This is a genomic window from Ureibacillus sp. FSL K6-0786 (assembly GCF_037965165.1).
Classification (GTDB): domain Bacteria; phylum Bacillota; class Bacilli; order Bacillales_A; family Planococcaceae; genus Ureibacillus; species Ureibacillus thermosphaericus.
The window spans coordinates 700,951-721,661 of record NZ_CP150191.1; the positions used below are offsets into that span (position 1 = coordinate 700,951).

The 20,711-nt window shown below is 35.2% G+C and carries 25 protein-coding genes; 9 read left to right on the top strand and 16 right to left on the bottom strand.

The genetic code is table 11. The features are described 5' to 3' along the window. Positions 1-81 precede the first annotated feature (81 nt). The 4 genes from NSQ18_RS03500 to NSQ18_RS03515 form a co-directional block, all read right to left on the bottom strand. Positions 82-1,167: an SDR family oxidoreductase gene (locus tag NSQ18_RS03500; RefSeq protein WP_016838256.1), complete on the bottom strand. Its 1,086-nt coding sequence runs from the start codon at positions 1,165-1,167 to the stop codon at positions 82-84. 299 nt (positions 1,168-1,466) lie between these two features. After that, the gene (locus NSQ18_RS03505; protein ID WP_339288980.1) at positions 1,467-3,044 is read right to left on the bottom strand and encodes a peptide chain release factor 3; all 1,578 of its coding nucleotides are present in this window, start codon (positions 3,042-3,044) and stop codon (positions 1,467-1,469) included. A 188-nt stretch (positions 3,045-3,232) separates the two neighbouring features. Continuing rightward, complete coding sequence (locus NSQ18_RS03510) at positions 3,233-4,705, bottom strand: UDP-N-acetylmuramoyl-L-alanyl-D-glutamate--2,6-diaminopimelate ligase (protein ID WP_339288982.1); 1,473 nt, start codon at positions 4,703-4,705, stop codon at positions 3,233-3,235. A 258-nt stretch (positions 4,706-4,963) separates the two neighbouring features. Beyond that, entirely contained in the window at positions 4,964-6,352 is a 1,389-nt protein-coding gene (locus NSQ18_RS03515; protein WP_339288984.1) for an aldehyde dehydrogenase, read from the bottom strand. A gap of 141 nt (positions 6,353-6,493) precedes the next feature. On the opposite strand from NSQ18_RS03515, the gene NSQ18_RS03520 reads away from it, so the two are divergent. Beyond that, complete coding sequence (locus NSQ18_RS03520) at positions 6,494-6,658, top strand: hypothetical protein (RefSeq protein ID WP_016838252.1); 165 nt, start codon at positions 6,494-6,496, stop codon at positions 6,656-6,658. 52 nt (positions 6,659-6,710) lie between these two features. On the opposite strand, the gene NSQ18_RS03525 is transcribed toward NSQ18_RS03520, so the two are convergent. Continuing rightward, the gene (locus NSQ18_RS03525) at positions 6,711-7,301 is read right to left on the bottom strand and encodes a phosphatidylglycerophosphatase A (RefSeq protein ID WP_016838251.1); all 591 of its coding nucleotides are present in this window, start codon (positions 7,299-7,301) and stop codon (positions 6,711-6,713) included. 127 nt (positions 7,302-7,428) lie between these two features. Here NSQ18_RS03525 and NSQ18_RS03530 point away from each other — a divergent pair, with 127 nt between their 5' ends. Both NSQ18_RS03530 and NSQ18_RS03535 read left to right on the top strand, forming a co-directional pair. Then, on the top strand, positions 7,429-8,154 hold the full coding sequence (locus tag NSQ18_RS03530; protein WP_016838250.1) for an alpha/beta hydrolase-fold protein: 726 nt from the start codon (positions 7,429-7,431) through the stop codon (positions 8,152-8,154). A 67-nt stretch (positions 8,155-8,221) separates the two neighbouring features. Continuing rightward, positions 8,222-8,737 (top strand): 2'-5' RNA ligase family protein, encoded by a 516-nt coding sequence (locus NSQ18_RS03535; RefSeq protein ID WP_016838249.1) that lies wholly within the window; start codon positions 8,222-8,224, stop codon positions 8,735-8,737. Between the two features lie 242 nt (positions 8,738-8,979). On the opposite strand, the gene NSQ18_RS03540 is transcribed toward NSQ18_RS03535, so the two are convergent. The 6 genes from NSQ18_RS03540 to NSQ18_RS03565 form a co-directional block, all read right to left on the bottom strand. Beyond that, on the bottom strand, positions 8,980-9,225 hold the full coding sequence (locus tag NSQ18_RS03540; protein ID WP_016838248.1) for a stage VI sporulation protein F: 246 nt from the start codon (positions 9,223-9,225) through the stop codon (positions 8,980-8,982). Positions 9,226-9,236: 11 nt separating this feature from the next. Continuing rightward, complete coding sequence (locus NSQ18_RS03545) at positions 9,237-9,377, bottom strand: YjcZ family sporulation protein (RefSeq protein WP_100216196.1); 141 nt, start codon at positions 9,375-9,377, stop codon at positions 9,237-9,239. A gap of 110 nt (positions 9,378-9,487) precedes the next feature. Further along, complete coding sequence (spoVAE, locus tag NSQ18_RS03550) at positions 9,488-9,856, bottom strand: stage V sporulation protein AE (protein ID WP_016838246.1); 369 nt, start codon at positions 9,854-9,856, stop codon at positions 9,488-9,490. A 10-nt stretch (positions 9,857-9,866) separates the two neighbouring features. Continuing rightward, positions 9,867-10,862, bottom strand: coding sequence for a stage V sporulation protein AD (locus NSQ18_RS03555; protein WP_168412439.1), 996 nt, complete (start codon positions 10,860-10,862; stop codon positions 9,867-9,869). Further along, complete coding sequence (gene spoVAC / locus NSQ18_RS03560) at positions 10,856-11,311, bottom strand: stage V sporulation protein AC (protein ID WP_339288988.1); 456 nt, start codon at positions 11,309-11,311, stop codon at positions 10,856-10,858. Before spoVAC ends, NSQ18_RS03555 begins: the two co-directional genes overlap by 7 nt. After that, entirely contained in the window at positions 11,311-11,706 is a 396-nt protein-coding gene (locus NSQ18_RS03565) for a hypothetical protein (RefSeq protein ID WP_339288989.1), read from the bottom strand. Before NSQ18_RS03565 ends, spoVAC begins: the two co-directional genes overlap by 1 nt. Before the next feature lie 156 nt (positions 11,707-11,862). Here NSQ18_RS03565 and NSQ18_RS03570 point away from each other — a divergent pair, with 156 nt between their 5' ends. Next, positions 11,863-12,378: a CotY/CotZ family spore coat protein gene (locus tag NSQ18_RS03570; protein ID WP_339288990.1), complete on the top strand. Its 516-nt coding sequence runs from the start codon at positions 11,863-11,865 to the stop codon at positions 12,376-12,378. Positions 12,379-12,609: 231 nt separating this feature from the next. After that, a complete protein-coding gene (locus tag NSQ18_RS03575) occupies positions 12,610-12,957 on the top strand; it encodes a hypothetical protein (protein WP_016838241.1) in 348 nt (115 codons plus the stop codon). A gap of 139 nt (positions 12,958-13,096) precedes the next feature. Here the strand turns inward: NSQ18_RS03575 and mgtE are convergent, their stop codons facing one another. The 5 genes from mgtE to NSQ18_RS03600 all read right to left on the bottom strand — a co-directional run bounded on the left by mgtE (position 13,097) and on the right by NSQ18_RS03600 (position 17,364). Continuing rightward, positions 13,097-14,470 carry a magnesium transporter gene (gene mgtE / locus NSQ18_RS03580; RefSeq protein WP_339288992.1) on the bottom strand — a complete coding sequence of 458 codons (1,374 nt, stop codon included), beginning with the start codon at positions 14,468-14,470 and terminating at the stop codon, positions 13,097-13,099. 116 nt (positions 14,471-14,586) lie between these two features. Further along, positions 14,587-15,477 (bottom strand): RluA family pseudouridine synthase, encoded by an 891-nt coding sequence (locus NSQ18_RS03585; RefSeq protein WP_339289592.1) that lies wholly within the window; start codon positions 15,475-15,477, stop codon positions 14,587-14,589. A gap of 5 nt (positions 15,478-15,482) precedes the next feature. Continuing rightward, positions 15,483-16,274 (bottom strand): NAD kinase, encoded by a 792-nt coding sequence (locus NSQ18_RS03590; RefSeq protein ID WP_339288994.1) that lies wholly within the window; start codon positions 16,272-16,274, stop codon positions 15,483-15,485. A 1-nt stretch (position 16,275) separates the two neighbouring features. Further along, the gene (locus NSQ18_RS03595; RefSeq protein ID WP_339288996.1) at positions 16,276-16,941 is read right to left on the bottom strand and encodes a GTP pyrophosphokinase family protein; all 666 of its coding nucleotides are present in this window, start codon (positions 16,939-16,941) and stop codon (positions 16,276-16,278) included. Between the two features lie 36 nt (positions 16,942-16,977). Further along, a complete protein-coding gene (locus tag NSQ18_RS03600; protein ID WP_339288999.1) occupies positions 16,978-17,364 on the bottom strand; it encodes a hypothetical protein in 387 nt (128 codons plus the stop codon). A 103-nt stretch (positions 17,365-17,467) separates the two neighbouring features. Between NSQ18_RS03600 and NSQ18_RS03605 the strand changes: the two genes are divergently transcribed. The 4 genes from NSQ18_RS03605 (at position 17,468) to NSQ18_RS03620 (ending at position 20,143) form a co-directional block, all read left to right on the top strand. After that, complete coding sequence (locus tag NSQ18_RS03605; RefSeq protein WP_096550521.1) at positions 17,468-18,058, top strand: CYTH domain-containing protein; 591 nt, start codon at positions 17,468-17,470, stop codon at positions 18,056-18,058. Then, positions 18,059-18,757, top strand: coding sequence for a lytic transglycosylase domain-containing protein (locus NSQ18_RS03610; RefSeq protein ID WP_016838234.1), 699 nt, complete (start codon positions 18,059-18,061; stop codon positions 18,755-18,757). Between the two features lie 163 nt (positions 18,758-18,920). Beyond that, a complete protein-coding gene (locus NSQ18_RS03615) occupies positions 18,921-19,322 on the top strand; it encodes a globin (protein ID WP_016838233.1) in 402 nt (133 codons plus the stop codon). Beyond that, positions 19,319-20,143 carry a DsbA family protein gene (locus tag NSQ18_RS03620; protein WP_016838232.1) on the top strand — a complete coding sequence of 275 codons (825 nt, stop codon included), beginning with the start codon at positions 19,319-19,321 and terminating at the stop codon, positions 20,141-20,143. The genes NSQ18_RS03615 and NSQ18_RS03620 overlap by 4 nt, the downstream gene beginning before the upstream one ends. The last annotated feature ends 568 nt before the right edge of the window (positions 20,144-20,711 follow it).

Genomic DNA, 20,711 nt, shown 5'->3' on the forward strand with positions numbered 1-20,711 from the left:
TACTCCCCTTTGACAATGTCAATGGTTGTTCGATTTTCTATAGGATAAGTATAGCAATAGAATATTATATTTGCAATGAATTTATTTTATTGGAATATGAAATTGTTGGTTATTTTTATTTTTCTTATAAAATTGAACCATTGAGGGAATGGTTGCTATGAAATCCGGACAACTGATATTCCCTTTTGATAAAAGTTCTTTTGCTATCGAACAATCAAAGGTTGCATTCCATGTCAAATAATCAAGCGTTTCCTTTTCCACACCAAGTATTGTTCGAACCTTTTTTAATTGCAAAAATTTCTTCGCTATTGAAAGTGGAATTCTCCCTTTTGGAAATTTTCCTGTCATTTCCTTAACCATCGCCCGATATACTTCTTGAACAGGATGGGGATTGGGATCCGTTAAATGGACCGTCTTTCCAATCGCCTCTTCCTCTTCACAAAGGAAAATAGCCGCTTCTGTTATATAGTCTATGGGTACTACGTTAATGTGTGTATCCGATTTTCCGATGTAAGGAATGAAAGGTAAAAAACTCAAACAATCAATCATATTTAAAAAGAAATATGGACCGTCAAATTTATTGGTCTCTCCTGTAATCGAATGTCCTTTCACAATGCCTGGACGAATGATAGTTAGAGGAATTTCTCCAATTAAATTTTTCACAAGCAGCTCCGCTTCAAATTTTGTTTCTTCATAATAGTTTTTGAATTCTTTTGGACGAATTAACTCCTTCTCAAGAATTACTCCTTCTCTTCTCCCTGCTACATAAGCAGTGCTAAAATACATATATCGTTTTAAATGAGGTAATGATTTGACAAAATCGTTTACATGGGAAGTCCCTAGCACATTGATTGTCCACGCCACATCTCGAGGAACTGCCAAATCATAGATTGCCGCTAAATGCCAAAAATAGCGAACTTCCTTTGCAATTCGATTGATTGTCTCTTCCTTTAAATTTAGTTTTGGTACTGTAATATCCCCTTCGATGATTTCAATCCTTCTTCCAGGATAAGTTTCTAAAATTTTTTCACGTACTTTTTCCGCTTTCTTCATTTCCGTTCTTAACACAAGAACATACACGGAGTCCGTTATGTTTTTTTGGAACAATTCTCCAATCAATTGTCTCGTTATAAATCCAGGAAAACCTGTAAAAAAGTGAACTGCCATCGCCAATTCCTCCATTCCCCTTTTTCCTTTTATCAATTATTCTTGATAAAAATCCGTATTCCTTTCTTTCATATACTGTATTACAAATTTGTAATTGCATATGATACAATACCGTTTCTTACACTTCGTTAATAGTTAAAGCTGTCAGCATCATTGTCAATCTACAAGCCAAAATCGAAAAGAATAATGTAGAAAGATTGCAAAAAAGAAAAAGAGCGAAAGGATAACTCCTCGCTCTCTTCCTACACGCTTATTATTCGTAAACTTGTATTCTTGCATTACTTATACAACTAAACAACTTAAAGCAAACTATATAATTGAATATGCTCGTTTTTCTCTGAAAACCAACGCATTGCAAATTCATTTTCAAATAAAAAGACAAGATTGTCGAAACGGTCTTTTACGAGCATAGAACGGGATGAAGACATTGATTCTTTTACCTCATTTTCATTTTTAATCCAACGGGCAATCTTAGATCCGATTGGTTGCATTACGACTTCCACATTATATTCATGCTTCATTCGATGTTCAAATACTTCGAACTGCAATTGACCAACCGCACCAAGCATAATCTCTTCCGTGTGTAACGTTTTATAATATTGAATGGCTCCTTCTTGTACAAGTTGAAGAATTCCTTTATGGAACTGTTTGGATTTCATTACGTTTTTTGCACTTACTTTGACAAACAATTCCGGTGTAAATTGTGGGAGTTTTTCAAATTGGAATATTTTCTTTCCACCAACAATCGTATCACCAATTTGATATGTTCCCGTATCATATAGACCAATGATATCTCCCGCTACCGCTTCGTCAACGGTTTCACGAGTTTCAGCTAAAAATTGTGTGGATTGGGTCACTTTAAACGTTTTGCCTGTACGAGCTAAAGTAACATTCATTCCTCGTTCAAACTTCCCAGATACAATGCGAACAAAGGCAATCCGATCTCGATGGGCTGGATTCATATTTGCTTGAATTTTAAACACAAATCCGGAAAGTTCTTCATGTGAAACTGGATCAATCAATTGTTCATCTTCAGTTAATCTAGGTTGTGGAGATGGTGCAAACTGTAAATAGGTATCTAAAAAAGTTTGCACGCCAAAGTTTGTCAATGCAGAACCGAAAAAGACAGGTGTTAATTCACCGCGGCGAATTTCTTCTTCAGAAAATTCGTTACCTGCTTCATCTAATAATTGAATATCATCCATTGCTTGTGTATAATACGAAGTTTCCTTCATTGGATGATCAACAGCTAATTCTCCATTTTCATCTAATGGTAAAAAACGATCCTTCTCATCTACTCTGAATTGCTCAATGCGTCGATGGAAGCGGTCGTAAATACCGAGGAACTCTTTCCCCATACCAATTGGCCAGTTCATTGGATAGGCTTGGATTTCAAGCACTTCTTCAATTTCTTGAATTAATTCTAGCGGCTCTTTTCCTTGGCGATCCAATTTATTAATGAATGTAAAAATTGGAATTCCGCGCATACGACAAACTTTGAATAATTTAATTGTTTGTGCTTCAATCCCTTTTGCTGCATCGATGACCATGACAGCACTATCCACTGCCATTAATGTACGATACGTATCCTCTGAAAAATCTTGGTGTCCAGGAGTATCTAAAATATTCACTCGATATCCATCATAATCAAATTGCAATACGGATGATGTAACAGAAATCCCCCGTTGTTTTTCAATTTCCATCCAGTCACTCGTTGCAAATTTTCCAGTTTTTTTCCCTTTTACTGTTCCAGCAGCTCGAATGGCCCCACCAAATAGCAATAATTTTTCAGTCATCGTCGTCTTCCCTGCATCCGGGTGGGAAATGATGGCAAATGTACGACGAGATAAAATTTCTTGTTCTAATTTTGTAGTCATTTTCTACGTCTCCTTTTTCTACGTAAACAATAATAAAAGAATTTCCCCTATTCCGACAACCATTTTCTGATTTTCATGAATAGCCTTCTATAAATTAACAACGGAATCTCTTACATAACAATAACTTTTCTTATCATCATAATTTTAGCCGTCCCTCAATTATTTGAGACGGCTATATTTTCATAATATTATTTTACGAATTTTAATTTCGCAGCTTCTAATGCAATATCAGCATCACTATGCGGGTACTTTTTATTACCTATTATTTGATAGTCTTCATGACCCTTTCCAGCAAAAATGATAATATCTCCAGGATTAGCAACAGATACTGCATGGCGCACCGCTTCTGCCCGATCACCAATACAAGCATAATTCTCATGAAGCATTCCTTTCGCTAAATCCCCTGTAATACTTTCATAATCTTCAAAACGTGGATCATCCGTTGTTAAAACAACATAATCAGCTTTGGATGCTTTTTCAGCCATTGTTGGACGTTTTGATTTATCTCGATTTCCACCAGTCCCCACAAGGAAGATGAGTTTATTTTCTGGCTTTTTAAAAGGCATTGCCGCTTCAATTGCTTTTTCAATCGCATCTGGCGTATGGGCATAATCAATAAAAATATGTAGTGGTAAATCTGTTTTAACCTTTTGCATGCGACCTCGAATCGGTACTAAATCTTCAATTTGCTCGATGATGATGTCAATCGGATACCCCCGAGCATATAAAACAGCTGCAGCAGCTAAAACATTATAAACATTAAACTCCCCTAGTAATTGCATTGTAACAGGGAATTTTCCTTCTGGTGTAATCATGTCAAAGGAAGTGCTTTCATCATTATACTCGCAATTTTCAGCCCGGAAATGAGCATCATTTTTTAACCCATATGTCCAAATTGGAAACGGTGTCATAGTTGCATACTTTTTAGACCAAGGATCATCCGCATTTAATACAACTGTTTTATTTTTTGTCAAATCTTGTCCTAATTGTGAAAATAATAGCCCTTTTGCGTAACCATACTCCTCCATTGTTCCATGGAAATCTAAATGGTCATGGGTTAAATTTGTAAATACAGCCACATCAAAATCCACACCCGCAAGTCTTCCTAATGATAGACCGTGAGATGAAACTTCCATGACCATCGTGTGGCAACCTTCCATCTTCGCACGGAATATCATTTGTTGAGTGTTTAAAGCATCGCTTGTTGTATTCGCTGTTTCATACAGAACACCATTCAAATTAAAGCCAATAGTTCCCGATAAAGCAGATTTTTCTCCTATACCCACGTACATTTGATGAATGATGTTTGAAACGCTTGTTTTTCCATTTGTTCCAGTGACACCAATCATCGTTAAATCTTTTGAAGGATAATCAAAAAATTTAGCGGCAATGAGCCCTAATGTCCTCTCCGTATCCGGTACAATTACTTGCGCCACATTCCCTTCTAATTGCAACGGTCGTTCTGCAATCACAACCGTCGCACCTTGATTCACTGCATCTTGAGCAAAATCATGACCGTCTACCGTGTAACCTTTAATACAAATAAATAAACTTTTTGGTTGCACACTTCTTGAATCGTTGGAAATATCCTTAATAGTATTTGGCAATTGTCCAATTACTTGTTTTAGTGGTATGACGCTCAATAATTCTTCTGTAATCATTTTTCTTCCTCCGTATATCCAATGGTAAGTTACGATATAAACTCACTTTTCTATGTAGCAACGGTGTATATTGTTATTAATAAACATTTTCTTTAATGATAATAATCATATCAAAAATAGATAATATTCGACAAAAATAATTTTTGAAATACGAATTTTTTAGAATTATGTCGAATTTTGACGACATAAGCCGATTTTTTTTCAAAATAAATACGCTATGAAATAATTTTTCTTTTTACCACAATTGAATAATTCAATTTATTTCAGGATTTTTCGAACTAATTTCACTTTTTGTTTATATGGTGGAAATAATAAGTTATTAGCAAATTTAGATGAACGCTTCAAAATCGATTTTGCATGGGTAAACGTTTCAAAACTCGCTTTTCCATGGTAACTGTTCATTCCAGAAGTGCCTACGCCTCCGAAAGGTAAATAGATATTGCCTACGTGAGTCACCGTATCGTTTATACAACCTCCACCAAAAGGTAACTCTTGTAAAAAATTATCAATTTGTTTTTCGTCTTCTGAAAAGAAATAAGCTGCTAACGGTTTTGGAAGTTTTCGAATTTGCTCAATTACTCTTGATAAATCGTCGTACTTCAATACAGGCAATAACGGTCCAAATATTTCATCTTCCATAACAGGACTTTGCCAACTTATATTTTCAATGATGGTAGGCTCGATATATAAATCCTTTCTGTCCGTTCTTCCGCCAAAAGTGACATTGTGCTTTTCCGATTGTAAAAGTTTTGCAAGTCGATCAAAGTGTCGTTCATTGACGATTCGTCCGTAATCTTTACTTAATTGAGGATTCTTTCCATAAAAACTAACAATTGCTTGCTTTAGTTTTTTCATAAATTTTTCATAAATCGAAGAATGGACTAGAAGATAATCAGGTGCGACGCAAGTTTGTCCAACATTGTTAAATTTGCCCCATGTAATTCGTTTTGCTGCAACATCAAGATTTGCACTTTTATCTACTATTGTAGGGCTTTTTCCACCTAACTCAAGGGTGATTGGTGTAAGCCGTTCAGACGCAGCACGCATGACAATTTTTCCGACCGAGACGCTGCCTGTAAAGAAAATATAATCAAAAGGAGCATGAATCAATGCATTTACTTCTTCCTTCTCTCCTTCAACTACTCGTATATACCGCGAATCAAAGGTTTCTTCAATAATTTTTTTAATGATTTGAGCAGTATGAATAGCAGATTCAGAAGGTTTTACAATGGCAGTATTTCCACCAATGATAGCTCCAATTAACGGCTCCATCACTAATTGGAACGGATAGTTGAAAGGACCAATAATCAATACAACACCATATGGTTCTCGAATAATCATGCTCTTTGCCGGTTGAAAGTGGAATGGCGTTTTCACTTCCACAGGTTTAGCCCACTCATCGATAGACTTGATCATATGTTGAATGCTGTGCAACACGAAACCAACTTCATTAGAATAAGCTTCGAATTCGCTTTTTCTTAAATCCAAATTTAATGCTTTTAATATTTCACTTTCATACTTTTTGATTGTATTTCTCAAGTTTAGTAATTGTTTTTTTCGATATTCTATATCCCTTGTTTGCCCCGTATAAAAAAAATCCTTTTGTTCTCGAATCATTACTTCAACATCATATATATCAAATTTCATTATTTCCTCCCGAATACATAAATTAATTTTTTCAGTCCATACTAACTACAGTAATATTACTACAACTTATTAAAGAACTCCTTTTAAAAATTTGCTATGGAGGTTCTTTAACAAGAATTTTTGAAGAGGGGGCAATGATGTATGATTTCGACTGAATATTGGTGGGAAGAAATTTTTTCTGGACCCTTGGCTATCGGAATAAATGAAGAAAAAATTCATCAATTAGAGGACGAATCGTTTTTATACTTTAAAGAACAATTACCACAAGAGGAAAATAATTATACTGGTGAGGAAACAGAAAATTAAACATTTAAAATAAATAAGAACAGGCTGGGCATGTCTCACCCCAGCCTGTTTATTATGGTTCATCATCGACCGGCAACATTTCTCCTTCAGGTCCTAATTCCTTTGGAGGAACATCTTGAAATGTTTCCCCTTCTTCCTCTAAATCTCGCATTTTATGTGCAATACGGCTCGCAGCACATGCGGAAATACTAGCCACCAAATCATCTAAAAATGTATGGACTCCTTTGCCAGCTTTTGTGTCTAACTTTTTAATAATACCGATTTTATTTTTATCTAAATGACCATAAGTCGTTAATGCAATACTTCCGTATGTCAAAACAGAACCTAAAGCAATCGTTTCATCGACACCAAACAAACCTTCATCATTTTCAACAAGAGCTTGAAGTGGTTCAGAAAGCATCTTTTTTTCTGCTAATTCATCTAGTTCTATGCCGACAAGTATTGCATGTTGAACTTCCCGCTTCATAATGACGCGCTCAACGGAATTAATGCAATGTTCTAAAGTTAAGCCATGATTATATGGTGACTGCATTTCATACACAATTTCAGCTATATCTTCAATTGTTACGCCTCTTCTTTGTAATGCTTCCTTAGCTGCTTTCGTCACGTAATTCGAATGTACTCGACTTTGTTTCTCTTGCATTTGTGAATCCTCACTTTATTTGAATTTTCCTTTATAATGCTTATTTTAAATATTCTCTTATTTCATAATACACGATATTTTCGAATTATGATACAATTATGAACAACTGTTTTAAGGAGGATAAAAGGTGGAAAAAGGATCTATTCAAGAAATACCATTTTATAGTAATGCATTAGATGAACACTTTGAGTTGCTTGTATATACTCCTGGAAATTATACCCCTCTCTATAAATATAACATTTTAATTGCATCAGATGGAAAAGATTACTTCCAATTAGGTGGAATTTCTCGTATTGCTGATGAATTAATGGACAATTATGAAATCGAAAACTTAATTATCGTCGGAGTGCCTTACAAAAATGCACAAGATCGTAAGAGAAAATACATACCGACAGGAGATCAACATGCTGCTTATTTGAAATTTTTAGCACATGAGCTAGTACCATTCATTGATAATGAATTTTCAACAACAGCGCTTGGTGCTAGTCGAGGGTTAATTGGAGATTCCATGGCAGCAACTGTATCTCTTCTTGCCGCAATCAAATATCCACATACTTTTGGCAAAGTTATTTTACAATCACCTTATGTAGATGAATGGGTATTAAAAGCAGTTGAGGAAGCACCAACTCATAATACGTTGTCAATTTATCATGTTATAGGAAAACAAGAGAAGGAAGTTGTAACACTTGATAAAGAAGTGAAGGATTTCCTAACACCTAATCGGGAATTAAATAAATTGTTACACTCTAAAAATTATCTCAATATATTCTACGATGAGTTTGATGGCAACCATACATGGAAATACTGGAAACCAGATTTAAGAAGAGCACTTTGCAAAACTTTTGGAATATAAAATAATGTATTCTCCGGGCATTATTTGCTATACTTAAGTAAAATTTGCATTTTAGGGAGGAAAGCGGATGAAGTTAAGTGTTGTGGCATTTCCATCAAAAAAACTGCAAGATTTGGCGAATACTTATCGCAAACGATATGATTCCCATTATTCAAAAATTACCCCTTATATTACGTTAAAAGAAGCCTTTGAAGTGGATGAATCACAAATTGAAAGTGTTTCAAATACAATCAAATCCATTACAAATAAATATGGTCCGCTAAAAATACACGCATCGAAGGTCAGCTCGTTCTTTCCAACAACGAACGTCATTTACTTTAAAATTGAGCTAACGGATCAATTGCAAAACATTCACGATGATTTATATAAAGAAATCAACATTGGTGAACCAAAACATGTGTTTATCCCACACATTACAATCGGTCGTGATTTAACGGAGACGGAACATGACGATATTTATCCTCAATTGCGTATGATTGGTATTGATGAAAAGGAAGAAATTGACCGCATACACCTAATTTATCAATTGGAAGATGGGTCTTGGACAACGTACGAAACATATAAATTAACTGGAGAATTATAATCAAATTCATTGACACTTAAAAGCAGCTTAGCTTAACAATGGGCGAGTTTTTTAATTCGCTCATTTTCTTTTCTCAAAATAACTGCATGAATACAAATGTAAGAGCCTTCTGAAAAGCCTTTTGAGATCTCGCCTTTTCAATGAGGAAACTTGTTTCAAATACCACAGAAACAAAGATAGATAATCATAAGAAGTGAGGGTGTCTGGAAAGTCGAAAACTTTCTAGACACCCTCTATCAACATTACCCTAACATTCTTTGAATGCTACTTAAGTCTAATGATTCTCCATTATTTATAATTGAATTCACAATTTGATCTTCTAATTCCTTAGAAATCGGCTTATTTGCTAACTGACTAACTCGGCGAACAATTTTACGCACTTGCTTTTCATTTGTAAAATCCGCATGTTGTATCGCATTTGCTAGTGCAAATATTTCTTCCATGCTTACGCCAGTCTTTTTTTCAATTTGTTTAAAAAAATGATTCATGCTTCCCCTCCTTACCACTTACATGCTCCTACAATTATTAATAAAATGAATAATACAACGAGTAGTACAAACATGTTACCGTTGTATTTACATTTACCTCTATAATATGCAGGACTTACATATGAGGGTGCACAATAGTCATAGGCTGGCATAATTTGTTGATATTGTTGTTGGCATCCACATTTATTCCACATAAAAAATCCCCTCCTTTCTATACAGTCGTAGTGTATGCATAGCTACAACGTTAAGGAGGGGTAATCGTCTAGTTGACTTTTCCTTTCGGCTTAAAAATTAACGCTGCAATAAACCCGAAAACAATGGCAGAACTAATACCTGAACTTGTTACTTCAAACATTCCAGTTAATACGCCTACCCAGCCATGTTTTTCGGCTTCTGCAATTGCTCCTTGGGTTAATGAATGTCCAAAAGATGTAATGGGTATTGTCGCTCCAGCACCCGCTAAGTCGATTAAAGGTTGATACCATCCTAATCCAGAAATAATTGAACCCGCAACAACTAGAATAGATAAAGTTTTTCCTGGTGTCATTTTTCCGACATCCATTAATAACTGACCTATAGCACAAATCAATCCACCTACAATAAATGCAAGTAAAAAGTCAATGAATATCATATTTATGCCCTCACTCCATCGTCACTTCGATTGCATGGGCAGTACAAGGAATTGTCTCCCCTTGTTGGAAAGTTAGTGGGGAGAGAAGAGAACCTGTCGCTACAAGTAATACTCGTTTATAACGCCCATCTTTTAATTGCTGAAGTATATAACTGAAATATACTGAAGCAGAACATCCAGCTCCACTTGCCCCAGCTAAAAAGGATTTATCTTCTCCGTAAAATTCTGCCCCGGCATCGCGGAAAATATTTAATTCTTCCTGGGTTGCACCTGTTTCAGCAAACATTCTTTTTAATATTTCTAATCCGATTTTCCCTAAATCTCCTGTCATGATGACATCATAGTCTTTTATTGTTTGTTTTCGCTTTTCTAGATGTTTGGTAATGGTGTCATATGCAGCAGGCGCCATTGCAGCTCCCATATGAAATGGATTCGTTTGTCCATAATCTACAACTTTTCCAACAGTCGCAGCTACAATTGAAGGGTTTTTCGGATTATGTTTCCCAATTAAAGTAAAGCCTGCTGCCGTTACAGTCCATTGGGCAGTCGCTGGTTTTTGAGCACCGTAATAAATAGGATAGCGGAATTGTCTTTCAGTTGAATTATGTTGGCTGGAAGCACCTGCAATAGCGTATTTTGATGCTCCTAATTCTGTCAACAAACAAGCAATAATGACAGATGAAACCGATGTTGCACATGCTGAAAATAAACCTATAAAAGATGCAGCGATTTCTTTTGCTGCAAAATTCGTTGGCGTCATTTGATTCACCAAATCACCCGCTAAAAAGAAATCGATATCCAAGTTATTTAAATTCGCTTTTTTTAATAAAATTTGACATGCTTCTTCAATCATTTTTGCATTACCTTGCTCGTTTGTGGTTTGATGCCATCGTTCATCCTCTACTACAGAATCAAAATATGAATAAAAAACACTCTTTCTTTCTAACGGTCCTGCAACAGCTGCACTTGCAATAATAGACGGTTTACTTTGAAATATGATTACCATTCGATAACACCCATTGTTACTAAAATTAATTTAATTAAAGCTACAACAAATGCTGAAGAAACGCCAAATAGTATAACCGAACCAGCTAATTTAAACATATTGCCTCCCACTCCAAGCACAAATCCTTCTGTCCGGTGTTCAATTGCTGCTGAGATGACTGCGTTCCCAAATCCTGAAACTGGAACAGCACTTCCAGCTCCTGCAAATTGACCAAGTTTTTGATATAAACCAAATCCTGTGAGAAGCATTGAAATTAAAATAATCGTTGCAACTGTTGGGTTCCCGACTGTTTTTTCTGTAAAATCAAAAAAGATAATGTAAAAATACGTAATTGCATGTCCAACCGTACAAATGAGACCGCCTACCAAAAAGGCTTTTAATACATTTTTTAAATAAGGGGTTGGAGGTGTGATTTCTTGCTCAATCTTCTCAAATTGCTCCTGATTCATTACGTTTCCTCCTTCTTTAATTTTTTTAACTTGTTAAGCTGCTTCTTCACCTTTTCACTATCTTCTTCTGTTATAAGTTTTTGTGCTTCCCAATATAGTTTAAAATCTGAGGAAACAGTGATGTCATATTCAGGCAAGATCTCTTCCAGCTTCTTTTTTAAATTCTTTTCAATTTTTGTTTTTTTATAATCTAACCAAGGTTTTGCTTGAATAGCAACCAACAACTGATCTTCTACTAAAATTGCTCTTCCGCTATATATATCATCCTCATTTTTCATAATTGTCGTTACTTCTTCTACTTCCTGTCCATTCATACTATTGACTTCAAGCGTTTTTTCATCATTGCATCCGAATAAAAAAACCGAAAGGAATATAGGGAATACCAATTTTTTCAAGTTCCATCCCCCTTTTTAATGTCATTATGCGTTTTCATAAAAAAAACTATTCAAGATAAATGACTTAAATGAAACGCGCCTATAGACAATCGCCCTTATTTCAATCGCACTTTTACATATTGTAGATTGAACAAAATTAAGTGAGGTGACATGATAATGGGTTGTGGAAGAAAACATTTTGAGAGTTCATCTCATCATGGTCGTCGTCATGAAGGATGCATTTGTGAAGTAGTAGAAACAATATTAGAACTTCAAAATCATGTAGTGGAAGATGATAATGATACTTGTGGAACAAGTTGCTTCTTAGAACCTCTTGGGGGAATTAACAATAAAAATCGTCGCAACCATGCAGATACTCGGGTATTTATGTTACTAACAGAAGATGGTTCTCCATTTAAAGTAATGTTCTGCGATAAAGAATATGGTTGGTACAAAACGCCATTCTTCAGAGTGGAAGATATGTTCGGTGATTGCTGTGCTACACTTAGAGCAATTGCTCCAACAAGCGAAGCATATGAACCAATATCAGCAGTAGATGGAGAGACATTAGATGCTGGAGCAATGATGGATTGCTACCACTTCAAGAAAACAGATACTTGCGTAACAGTTGATCTATCACGTTTTGCTGGAATTCAATGCATTGCTGACGTAAATTTACACATTAACAAGTAAGGAATAACATCCACCAAGAGGAAGGGGCAGCTTGCTCCTTCTTTTTATTTACTTTTATTGATTTACTCTTGAAAATCTTCTTGAATCTCTTATAGGTATTAATTGAGCTGAATTCTAGTGATAATCCAGTACAAGAAAATCGTCTTAAAATGCAATTGAAACTGCTGAAGCTAGACAATTGTCACGAAATAAAATGAGTTGCATATTTTATGAAAAAAAGGATGTGCATCAGTGGAAGAACCATTACTATTTATTCAAACCCCTCCTTTTTATTACATCGAAGTTGATGAAGACACGGAAGAAGCGTCTCTTGAAGAAAGTACTTCTGTTTATGAAATTACGCGTAGAGAGCGAATTAAAAATTCCGTTATTGCAAGGCAATTGCATTATTTTTCACAACCCATCAACCGTAAAAATCGTCACTTAATTTTCCATTTAAACAATGGTGAAAAAATTACAGGAATCATTGAAGGGTTAGATGGCATTTTGATTAAAATCCGTACACAAGACGACTTGAAAACCATTAATGCCAACGATATCGAAACAATTACCGTGTCATCCAAAAAAGCATTTAAATAATTTTGTTGTAGGCAATTTGCCTTCTATAATTTTCAATATTTAGTTTCGTCCACTCCCCCGATAATTTTTCATTAAAAAAAGAAAAAATCTGCTCTTCCATTTAAAAGCAGATTTTTTCTTTCCATTTTTTTATGAAAGTTTACAACTGTCCTAACAATAACGTTGCCAATCCTAAATAAATTAAAATACTTGTAATATCATTTAAGGTCGTAATAAACGGCCCTGATGCGACTGCTGGGTCGATGCCTAATTTATGAATCAACAACGGAATAAAGGAGCCAGCAATCGTTGCTACAAAAATCGAACAACAGATGGCTGTCCCAACAAGCAACCCGATTAATAAGGATTGCTTCCAAACAAACACAACTCCTACTACAATCAAACCACAAACAATCCCTGTGATTAATCCGGTACCCATTTCACGAAAAATCATTTTTAGTTTGCTTTTTTCATCAATTTCTCCCGTTGCAATTCCTCGAACAACGACAGCTAGAGCTTGCGTACCACTATTTCCGCTAGTTCCAGAAATGAGAGGAATAAATAAAGCTAGCAACGCAACTTTTTCAAGTGTCTCTTCAAACTGGCCCATTAATGTCGCTGTAATCATTCCTAAAAATAGCAACATTACTAGCCAAGGTAATCGTTGTTTTGCAGCTTTGAATGGACTTGAAGCAATATCATCAATATCGGAAATACCGGCTAATTTTGAATAGTCGTCGCTCGCTTCTTCATCAATGACATCAATAATATCGTCTACAGTAATAATCCCTTGCAATACGAGATTGTCATCAACAACAGGAAAAGCAAGGAAATTGTAATCTTTAAAGATTTGGGCAATTTTTTCTTGATCATCTGTGACCTTTGCATAAACAACCCGATCACTCATGATATCTCGAATAAATGCATCTTCATCTGCAACAATTAAGTCTCTTAGCGATAAAACTCCTGTTAAACGATGAGATTCATCGACAACGAACACATAATAAATTGTTTCTGCATCAGGTGCCTCTTGACGAAGCACATTCATCGCCGATCGTACCGTTGAATTTTCTTGAATTGATACATATTCCGTCGTCATGATGGAACCGGCTGTATATTTTTCATACCCCAGCAACTCTGTAATTTCTTCTTTCGTTTCTTCATCCATCAATTCAAGAAAACTATTTCGATCATCTTGATCTAATTCATTTAATACATCCACCACATCATCGGTATACATGTAAGACAACATTTTTGCCGCATATGTGGGGTCCATTTCTTTTATAAAGTGTTCAACTTCTTCATCGTCCAATTCAATGGCTTCATAAATTTCCGCCATTTCTTCGGGAGACAAAAAATGATACATTGTCCTACGTATGTCTGGTCCAACCTTAACATAAAATTTTGCCCGCTCATACGCATGAAGTGATAAAAAATGGTTCCGGAATTCATCAATATTTTCTTCAATTAAATTTTGGAACAGCTGCTCCTCATCATAAGAAACATCCCGTTTTTCATCTTTTTCTTCGATCATTTTGTCCCCCTCCTCTCAACCTAAATGATAGGTTGCATTTTTAATCTCGACAATAAAATTTTTATGAATATTTTTGTGTATTTGCAGAAAAAAAGATGCTCGAATAACTCGAACATCTAATTATGGATTATTTTTTTCATGGATTCAACTAGTTCACTAGAAAAAATAATTTTTTTCTTCAATAACGGATGAATCATTTCCAAGTATACGCAATGAAGGGCTTGACGATTTAATATATGTTTACTTCCTCCATATAATTCGTCGCCTACAAGCGGATGCCCGATATGCGACATATGAACACGAATTTGATGGGTTCTTCCAGTATGTAATCGTAGACGAACATGTGAAAGCGGCTCATTTTGATAAATGAAACGTTTTAATACTTTCACATCGGTATGTGCATATTGTCCATCTTCTCTTACTTCCCGTTCGATTATACTTGAATCTTTCCTGCCTATTGGGAGAATAATGGAAAGATCCTTTGAAACATGTCCATGTACAATGGCTTCATATTCTTTTATGATTTGACCCTTTTGCAATTGCATACTCATTAAGTGATGAATATGCCGATGTTTTGCAATACAAACAAGCCCTGTAGTATCACGATCTAATCTAGTCACAACATGGACGGTGGAATCAATTCCTTGTTCCAAAAAATATCCATAAACAAAATTAGCGATACTTCCCGTCGGATGTTCCCTTGAAGGAATGGTATTAATAAAAGGCGGTTTATCAATAATTAACAATGCATCATCTTCATAAACAATATTTAATTCTCCATACTCTGGTTTTAGATGCTCGCTCGCCTGTTCTTCAGGGAAAATGATTGTAATTACATCCCCTTTCGAAAGGATGTGGCGAACATTTTGTTCTACACCGTTCACTAAAATTTTACCACCGCGAAATTTGATTGCCGTTAATGCCCTGCTCGAAATATCTTGTTTTAAAATCGCTTCTCTTAATAATTGTCCATCTTCCATTGCTTGAAACTGCAGTTTAAATGGCATTTGAATCACTCACTTGCAATAAAGGAATCATGAACCCTTTCCCAAAATGGAAACGGACGGAACCTTGCAAATCGCACTTTCTCTTTTGCCACTTTGAAAATGATATAATCTAATTCATTGTGGTCTAATTGCAGATGGTCTATTGTCATTGTGAACGTTTGGTTTTTGACCGGTTTTAATTTACATGTATGATGGGCTGGTAACACTAGGGAGGATCCGATTGTACGGAAAACGCGGTTATTGATTGATGCCATTTCCGTCACTTGAATCGCTTGCAATGTAGGATGAATGATTGCGCCGCCTAATGCTTTATTATACGCTGTACTTCCTGATGGAGTTGAAATACATAAACCATCACCGCGGAAACGTTCAAAATGGCGATCATTTAGAAACACATCCATCACTAACGTCACGTTGGGCGATTTAATCGTTGCCTCATTGAGTGCAAGATAACTACTGATTTCAGTATGATTGCACACATTCACTTCCAATAATGGATATTCAACGACCTTATATTGATTTTTCGCAATACATAATACTAACTTTTCCAATTCAGAAGGTTTCCAATCTGCGTAAAATCCTAAATGCCCAGTATGAATCCCTACAAAAGCCACTTTATCCAATCTTTTCACATGGTTGTGGAAAGCATGCAAAAGAGTACCGTCTCCGCCAATGGAAATGACAATATCCGGTTCTACTTCATCCAATATTAATCCGAAATCCTGTAAGTAATTTTTTGCAAGTTCCTTCAATTCATTTGATTGAGAATCATTGCGTGATTGAATAGAAAATTTCAAATTATTCACGCTCCTTTTCCTCTCGGATCTTTGGATTTTGAGCTTCCTTATTTTCACTAAAATACGCCTGTGCTTCTTGTATTTCATAACGGATTGATGACATTTCTTCATCTAGTTGGAATGCTGCCTCAGCCGCACGTTTTAGGCGTAATTTAATTTCTTCAGGAAAATCGCCCTTATATTTATAATTTAAAGAATGTTCGATTGAAGCCCAAAAATTCATGGCTAACGTACGTATTTGTATTTCTACTAATACCGTCTTTTTCCCACTGACCGTTTCCACTGGATACTCTGCAATCATATGATATGAACGATAACCACTTGGTTTTTTATGAGTAATATAATCTTTTTCTTCAATTACTTTCAGGTCATCTCGCTGGCGAATTAAATTAACAACCGTTGTGATATCATCAACAAATTGACACATAATGCGAATACCAGCGATGTCTTGCAACTCCCTTGCTAATTGTTCTGAAGGTTCAAAGGGAATTCCTTTTTCAAAACTTTTATCATATATACTTGCTAATGGTTTCACTCGACCAGTAACAAATTCAATGGGTGAAGTTGTGCCTTCTGCAGAAAACTGAGATCTCATCCCTCTAAATTTCACTTTTAGTTCATCGACTGCTTGTTTATAAGGTCCTAGGAAGCGTTCCCATTGCCCCATAAAAATCCCCCCAATACGCTACAAAAACTCAATCAATTATTGTGCTTCTAATATTTCACGAAAAGTTTCTTCTACTGCTTGTACAAATTCATCACCGTAATTGCCATTTCCTTCAATGTTATATATGAGCATTTCTAATTCATTCGAAAAATTATGTAATAGTATGGATTCATTATCTAAAATTAATATCGAATCTTTCTTCTTTTTTATCATTTCTACTAATGCACGCCACACTTTTTTAGGAAATTGTAAATAACTATATTCGTTGTCTTCTTCAACGACATAAATAAAAGCAAGCTCGTCAGAATCCGTTAACACTTGTCCTGCTGGCTGAATTTGTATTTTGGAGTGATTTTTGTTTAAACTAAAATAAAGTTCATCATTTTCAAAACGATAATCATCAACGACATAAACGTTGCGCATTTATAACAATCCCTTCCTACCATTTCTCCTCATATTTTAACATAGCAGGAACTATTTTCGATAAAAAGGTTCAATAAAATGCATAAATGAAAGGGATAAAGTCATGAGTCAACAGTATGAAATTGAATTTAAAAACATGTTAACAAAAGAACAATATGAACAATTATTAACAGAGTTCAACATTCAAAAACATCAAATCGTTCGACAAGTTAATCACTATTTTGATACAGAAAATTGGCACTTGAGGAAATTTTCCAGTGCTCTACGCATTCGAGAACAAAAAGGAAAATATTTTTGTACTTTAAAAGAGAAAACGGCAAAACATATTCATCTTGAAACAACGGACATTTTAACACAACAACAAAGGGATGATATGCTTTCTGGCAAGGGATTTTGGGCACCTTCTGTCAAGGAAAGATTACTGCGATTGCAAGTGCCTATTGAAGATTTACGCCCCTTTGGAACATTGACAACAGATCGGGCTGAGGTGCCATATGAGGGGGGAATTCTTGTTTTTGACCATTCCTTCTATTTGCACTGCGATGATTATGAGGTAGAATATGAAACAAATAACCCGACAGTAGGGGAGAAACGGTTTTTATCTTTTTTACAAGAACGAAATATCGATATACAAATAGCTGACAAAAAAATCGCCCGATTTATGAAAGCTGTCCAAGAGAAAGGAGTACAGTAAATGGATGCAACAATGATGAAAACCATATTAGAAATTGACGCATTGCGTTCCCTAAATAGCTCTTCTATCAATGCAACGACTGAGGAAGGTTTATTTGCAGAAATGCTAGAAGAAATATTGGCTACTACCCAAAATAGCGATAATCCAGAAAAAGCCCTACTTGAAGCGATTGAAAACTTTTCTTATAAAAACGGACTAAATGATGAAGCAAAAGGTTATATTTCAAAATTCATATTATCTAGCCCAAATCCGTACATAACAACATCCTATTCTCAATCTAACGCTTCCGAATCAGAAGCAAATTTCGATTCAGCAACGCACGGAGATTATCGTGAAATTATTCAAAGAGCATCTGCCAAATACGGTATTCCTGAAAAATTAATTATGGCAGTTATAAAACAAGAATCGAACTTTAATCCAAATGCAGTAAGCTCAGCTGGGGCTACCGGGCTTATGCAATTGATGCCAGGTACCGCAAAATATTTAGGTGTAACGAATACGAAAGACCCTGAACAAAACATCATGGGTGGTACAAAATATTTGCGTCAAATGCTCGATCAATTTGATAATGACTTGGAACTGGCTTTAGCTGCATATAATGCAGGACCTGGTAATGTAAAAAAATATGGAGGCATTCCTCCATTTAAAGAAACTCAAAACTATGTTAAGAAAGTGTTAAATTATTATCGAACAATGTAGTTGGATAATTTCTATATTTCCCCTCAATTATCAACACTTGCTGAAAGCGATTTGTTTGAGAAAACGGTGAGTCGTTGATAGAATGAAATATAACTAATCAAGGTTTTCATAGTCGATCACAATTCGTACATGCGGGAAAAGAGTATAAAAGGAGTTTACACCTATGAATCGAAAGTATATGGTTCCTTATGAGGAAATTGGTGCTGAAAAGTTAGAAAAGCTTATTCATGCATTTTATAAACGAGTTGATGTCCATCCATTACTCCGTCCATTGTTTCCAGAAGATTTAAAAGAAACAATTCGCAAACAAATACAATTCCAAACGCAATATTTAGGTGGTCCGAATTTATATACTCAAGAACATGGTCATCCGATGATGAGAGCAAGACATATGCGCTTTAAAATCACTCCAGACCATGCTCAAGCTTGGCTGGAATGTATGAGTGAAGCGATGGATGAAGTAGGACTTGAAGGCCCATTTCGCGAACAATATTTCCAACGTCTTGTTTTAACAGCGCATCATATGATTAATACTCCGAGTGAGGATGAGGGGGGATTAGATTGAATAATATCCAGCTACTGTCAGAACCTGTCGCATCCACGAAGAGGACAAAACCAATTGAACTTTATATTTTTATTGACCCGCTTTGTCCAAATGCCTTTAAATTACAGTCAATGTTAAAAAAGCTACAATTGGAATACGAGCATTATTTCACTTGGCGATACGTACTGAGCACAGAATTACAAACTTTAAACTGTGTTACTAGACGTATCAAAGGGTGCTTAACAGGTACTGATGTGGATATTACTCATCCTGCCTTACCCTCACTTGCCATTAAAGCAGCAGAATTACAAGGTAAAAAAGCAGCAAATCGTTATATTCGAAAATTGCAGGAACATGCATTGTTGGAAACTAAAAATGTTCATTCCTATTCAGCTTTAGTAGAAATTGCGAAGGAAGCAACATTAGACCAAGAGGAATTTATTAAAGATTTCGGATCAAAAGAAGCGGTGCGTGCTTTTCAATGCGATTTATATATCACTCGCGAAATGGAAGTTGATGAAGTGCCGAGCATTGTATTCTTTAATGAATGCATTGAAGATGAAGGTCTAAAAGTAAGTGGAATGTATTCCTATGAAATATACGTTCAAATATTGCAGGAAATGTTGGATGAAGAAATCGTCAGTAAACCGTTACCAACATTCGAAGAGTTATTCCAACGTTTTCAATACTTAACAACCGATGAAGTGGCAAGCATCTATTCGATATCCATGAGCGATGCGGAAAGAGAATTGAAAAAACGGATGTTACAACAAAAAATCGAACGTGTTTCAAATGATGCTGTTACATTATGGCGTTTAAAATCCTCTTCTTTTTCACTCTAGTAATTGTGGATTAAATTTTTGATAATGATAGAATATCTAGATGCTTTTCTGAATGTAGACATGATATAGCATGTCTACGTTTTTTTTGTTTTTTTAACCAAAGCTATGTTATTAAAAGAGAAAGATTTATTACAGGTCTTTTGGTGCGAATGTATCATTGATGAGAATAAAGTAAAAGAGGCATTTGCTGCAGCAAATGCCTCCTTACACAAAGGGGATGGGAGAAATGTTCACGTTCAAACAAAGGGGTGTATGTTTGATATGTGATTTATTTCACGTTTTTAATTTATCATGGAATAATAATTTGTGCAATAAAGTTTAATGGAATTTCACAAATTCGACATAATGTAAACACTTTCATGAAACTTGCAAAAATTATTGAAAAATTAGGAACAATCAAGATAGTAAAAGCTATATATTTACTTCAAAAAACGTTCACATTCTCTAAATAAAATCGTCAAAAAAAATTATACATTAAAAACTTTTATTTCAAGAAAAAAAGCTTCAAAAGAGATTTTATTAACTCTTTTGAAGCTTTTTTACTTATTTTATTGTGTAGTTTACCGTA

Excerpts from the sequence above, each read along its gene's own strand:
- NSQ18_RS03500 (WP_016838256.1), bottom strand. The coding sequence starts at position 1,167 with ATGGCAGTTCACTTTTTTACAGGTTTTCCTGGATTTATAACGAGACAA.
- NSQ18_RS03505 (WP_339288980.1), bottom strand. The coding sequence starts at position 3,044 with ATGACTACAAAATTAGAACAAGAAATTTTATCTCGTCGTACATTTGCC.
- NSQ18_RS03510 (WP_339288982.1), bottom strand. The coding sequence starts at position 4,705 with ATGATTACAGAAGAATTATTGAGCGTCATACCACTAAAACAAGTAATT.
- NSQ18_RS03515 (WP_339288984.1), bottom strand. The coding sequence starts at position 6,352 with ATGAAATTTGATATATATGATGTTGAAGTAATGATTCGAGAACAAAAG.
- NSQ18_RS03520 (WP_016838252.1), top strand. The coding sequence starts at position 6,494 with ATGATTTCGACTGAATATTGGTGGGAAGAAATTTTTTCTGGACCCTTG.
- NSQ18_RS03525 (WP_016838251.1), bottom strand. The coding sequence starts at position 7,301 with ATGCAAGAGAAACAAAGTCGAGTACATTCGAATTACGTGACGAAAGCA.
- NSQ18_RS03535 (WP_016838249.1), top strand. The coding sequence starts at position 8,222 with ATGAAGTTAAGTGTTGTGGCATTTCCATCAAAAAAACTGCAAGATTTG.
- NSQ18_RS03540 (WP_016838248.1), bottom strand. The coding sequence starts at position 9,225 with ATGAATCATTTTTTTAAACAAATTGAAAAAAAGACTGGCGTAAGCATG.
- NSQ18_RS03545 (WP_100216196.1), bottom strand. The coding sequence starts at position 9,377 with ATGCCAGCCTATGACTATTGTGCACCCTCATATGTAAGTCCTGCATAT.
- spoVAE (WP_016838246.1), bottom strand. The coding sequence starts at position 9,856 with ATGATATTCATTGACTTTTTACTTGCATTTATTGTAGGTGGATTGATT.
- NSQ18_RS03555 (WP_168412439.1), bottom strand. The coding sequence starts at position 10,862 with ATGGTAATCATATTTCAAAGTAAACCGTCTATTATTGCAAGTGCAGCT.
- spoVAC (WP_339288988.1), bottom strand. The coding sequence starts at position 11,311 with ATGAATCAGGAGCAATTTGAGAAGATTGAGCAAGAAATCACACCTCCA.
- NSQ18_RS03570 (WP_339288990.1), top strand. The coding sequence starts at position 11,863 with ATGGGTTGTGGAAGAAAACATTTTGAGAGTTCATCTCATCATGGTCGT.
- mgtE (WP_339288992.1), bottom strand. The coding sequence starts at position 14,470 with ATGATCGAAGAAAAAGATGAAAAACGGGATGTTTCTTATGATGAGGAG.
- NSQ18_RS03585 (WP_339289592.1), bottom strand. The coding sequence starts at position 15,477 with ATGCCATTTAAACTGCAGTTTCAAGCAATGGAAGATGGACAATTATTA.
- NSQ18_RS03595 (WP_339288996.1), bottom strand. The coding sequence starts at position 16,941 with ATGGGGCAATGGGAACGCTTCCTAGGACCTTATAAACAAGCAGTCGAT.
- NSQ18_RS03600 (WP_339288999.1), bottom strand. The coding sequence starts at position 17,364 with ATGCGCAACGTTTATGTCGTTGATGATTATCGTTTTGAAAATGATGAA.
- NSQ18_RS03605 (WP_096550521.1), top strand. The coding sequence starts at position 17,468 with ATGAGTCAACAGTATGAAATTGAATTTAAAAACATGTTAACAAAAGAA.
- NSQ18_RS03610 (WP_016838234.1), top strand. The coding sequence starts at position 18,059 with ATGGATGCAACAATGATGAAAACCATATTAGAAATTGACGCATTGCGT.
- NSQ18_RS03615 (WP_016838233.1), top strand. The coding sequence starts at position 18,921 with ATGAATCGAAAGTATATGGTTCCTTATGAGGAAATTGGTGCTGAAAAG.